At 69.0% G+C, this 2677-nt stretch carries 2 protein-coding genes and 1 pseudogene; 1 reads left to right on the top strand and 2 read right to left on the bottom strand.

All coding sequences use genetic code 11. From position 1 onward, the window contains the following. Positions 1-228: 228 nt before the first annotated feature. Positions 229-555 carry an SRPBCC family protein gene (locus ABT095_RS38720; protein ID WP_350534331.1) on the top strand — a complete coding sequence of 109 codons (327 nt, stop codon included), beginning with the start codon at positions 229-231 and terminating at the stop codon, positions 553-555. 259 nt (positions 556-814) lie between these two features. On the opposite strand, the gene ABT095_RS38715 is transcribed toward ABT095_RS38720, so the two are convergent. After that, complete coding sequence (locus ABT095_RS38715) at positions 815-1681, bottom strand: hypothetical protein (RefSeq protein WP_350534330.1); 867 nt, start codon at positions 1679-1681, stop codon at positions 815-817. 406 nt (positions 1682-2087) lie between these two features. Next, positions 2088-2492 (bottom strand): annotated as a pseudogene (locus tag ABT095_RS38710) (RICIN domain-containing protein); the annotation flags it as partial. Between the last annotated feature and the right edge of the window lie 185 nt (positions 2493-2677).

The following is a 2677-nucleotide window of genomic DNA, read 5'->3' as shown; positions in this document are numbered from 1 at the left end:
CTCAGCGACTTGCTCGCACTTCCTAATCGGCGGCCGGGTCGTCGTGGGGTGCCGGGCGGCGAAGCCATGAGAACCACGGACGGCAGCCGCCTGATGGCCACACCCAGCACCCCTGGGCGACCCAACCTTACGAATGGCTCGATCAACCCGGCTCAGAAGGTAGAGCCGTCTGACGATTGCCATCGGAAGGCAGGCCGATCGACCGGCTCTTTCGCAGGGTGGGGCCGGGTGCGCCCGGGCTACCGGCTGCTGAGCTTGGACGAAGGAGTGGCGGTCGATGCCCGGTTCGTCTGGGCGATCGAGCGGACCAGGATCACCGGCCGCTTCGCCGTCGTCGATCCTGGTAGGGAACTGGCCTGGACAGGTGTGGCGATGGGGGTCAAGGCGATCGACCGCCTCGTTCTGACTCCTACCGGGGACGGCGCGACCCTCTACCGCATGGAGGGATCGATGGCCGCCCCGCTCGTCCCACTGTTCTTCAGCGAGGCCCGCCTGCGCGCCCAGCACGGGCAGTTCCTGCGCGCGGTGAAGGCCGAGGCCGAGCAGCCCCGATGACCGCTCGCCGACGGGCTCAGGCGCCCGAGCGGGTGACCTCGGCGTCCAGTGCCGCGCGGAGGAGATGGAGAACGACGAAGGCCCGGACCGCGTGACGCGGTCCGGGCCTTCGGCCGGCGGAGGATACGAGATTCGAACTCGTGAGGGGTTGCCCCCAACACGCTTTCCATCTCTCTCGAACCCCGTCAGCCGGGGTTCACACCCGTCCTGACCTACAGCGGAGCGAACTGCTGGGCAGCGGCCGAACTGCGCTTGCTGGTTACTTGAGCGGCGTGCCGCCCGCGTTGTGGTAGGCGATGGTCTTGTTGATCAGGTTGCCGCCGTCGGTCTCGGGCGTGGTCTGCTCCGACCAGCCGGCGCCGAACAGGATGCCGCCGACGTGTGCGTTCGCCGCCTGGTCCAGGTGCGAGAAGAACCAGTCGACCTTGTCGTCCTTGTAGTGGTTGGGGGTGTTGTTCTGGGCCATGTTGCCCAGGGGGACCTGCCACAGGACCACCGACTTGCCCGTGGCCTCGGCCAGCGTCTTGTAGAACGCGAGCGCGGCGAACCCCTTCTGGTCGTTCCAGTAGGTGTCCTTGCTGCCGTGGGCGGGCAGTGCGTACCAGCCCGCGTCGCGGTCGGTGACGTCGGTGACCAGGAAGTCGGCGTTCTTCGCGCCGAGGTCCGTGTAGTCCTTGGCGCACTGCGGGGTGTTCTGCTGCCAGTCGAAGCAGGACAGGTGCAGGCCCACGCCGGTGTTGGGCGCGTACTTGTGGCCCATCGTGATCAGGCACTGGGCCAGGCCGGAGGCGCTGTTCTCCTGCGAGCCGCAGTCCGTCGGGTTCGCGGCCTTTACCTGCGCGGCGACCTGGTGCGGGTTGCCGAGCGAGCGGACGTAGCCCCAGAAGTCGGGCTCGAGGTCGATCATGTCGTGCGAGGTGCCGATCTTCTGGAGGAAGAAGCGGTAGTCGTTCAGGTAGCGGGTGAGCAGGTCGGTCCGGTTGATGGCCTGGACCTCGCCCGGGCCGTCGCCCTGGCCCGCCGCGTCGCCGAGGTCGCGCAGCGAGTACCAGGTCCAGAGCTGCTTCTGCGGGCGCGACTTGCCCTGGTAGGTCGCCTTGGCCGCATTGGCGTCCCGGTAGGTCACGAACGTGCCGGGCGCCGTGGTGCTGCCGGTCCAGCAGCCCCACCAGCCCCCCCCACCCGTCCTGGCAGCGGGCCGCCGTGTAGTAGTCCGACGAGGGCGCGGGCTGGCTGTGCACGTAGTTGTACCGCACGTCGAACGGCGCGGCGTTCGCCGAGGAGTCGTCCATCGCGCCGCCGATGAGCATCGTTGTGCTGCCCATGAGGGTCTTCGCCGAGCTGCCGCCGCCGGGGGCCGGGGACGCCGGCGGCACGGAGGTCGGGCGGGTGCTCGGAGCCTGGCTCGCCGGAGCGCTGCCGGTCGGTTTGGTGGGCGTGGTGGGCGTGGCGGTGCTGCCGGAGCCGCCCGTGTTGCCGCCGACCGGGACGAGCTGCCACTGCTGCTGGGGGCCGTTCCAGTCGTGGTACTGGGCGAGGTGGCTCCCGTCGGTCTTGGCGCCGCCCGGGACCTCGACGGCCTTGCCGTTGAAGCGGTTGATCAGACGGACGTAACCGTCCGACGACTTCTCCAGGTGGAACTGCTGGTTGGCGCCGTTCAGGTCGCGCCACTGCACCAGCGCGGCGCCTTCGGCGTTCGACCAGCCGTAGTCGTCCAGGACCTTGCCGGAGTTACGGTTCTGCAGCCGGTAGTTCCCGTCACCGGAGTCGACGAACTTCCACTGCTGATTGGTCCCGCCGGTACGGCTCCACTGCCCCAGCGGAGAACCGTCGTACGTGGCGTGGTCGAGGGCGTCCAGCGACTCGCCGGTGGCGCGGTTGACCAGCGTGTACCAGGCGTTGGTGTCGACGGTTCCCGCCGAGGCCGTGCTGACCACGGCCACGGAGCCGCCAAGGACCGCCAGGCCGACGGCCGCCCAGAAACTCCGACGCTGGTACAGGCGCCGCTTCCTGTGGCTTGGGGCGAGGTGTCGCGCGTCAGACTTTGTGGCGGGGCTCGTTTGTTGCGGGTCCTGCTGCTTGAAGGAGTCTGATCGATCATGGTGAGGCCACCGGCACTGCC

The organism is Kitasatospora sp. NPDC002227, from assembly GCF_040296285.1.
In the GTDB taxonomy this organism is placed as follows: domain Bacteria; phylum Actinomycetota; class Actinomycetes; order Streptomycetales; family Streptomycetaceae; genus Kitasatospora.
The sequence above is the reverse complement of the archived record's forward strand: the minus strand, read 5'-3'. Positions and strand labels throughout refer to the sequence as shown.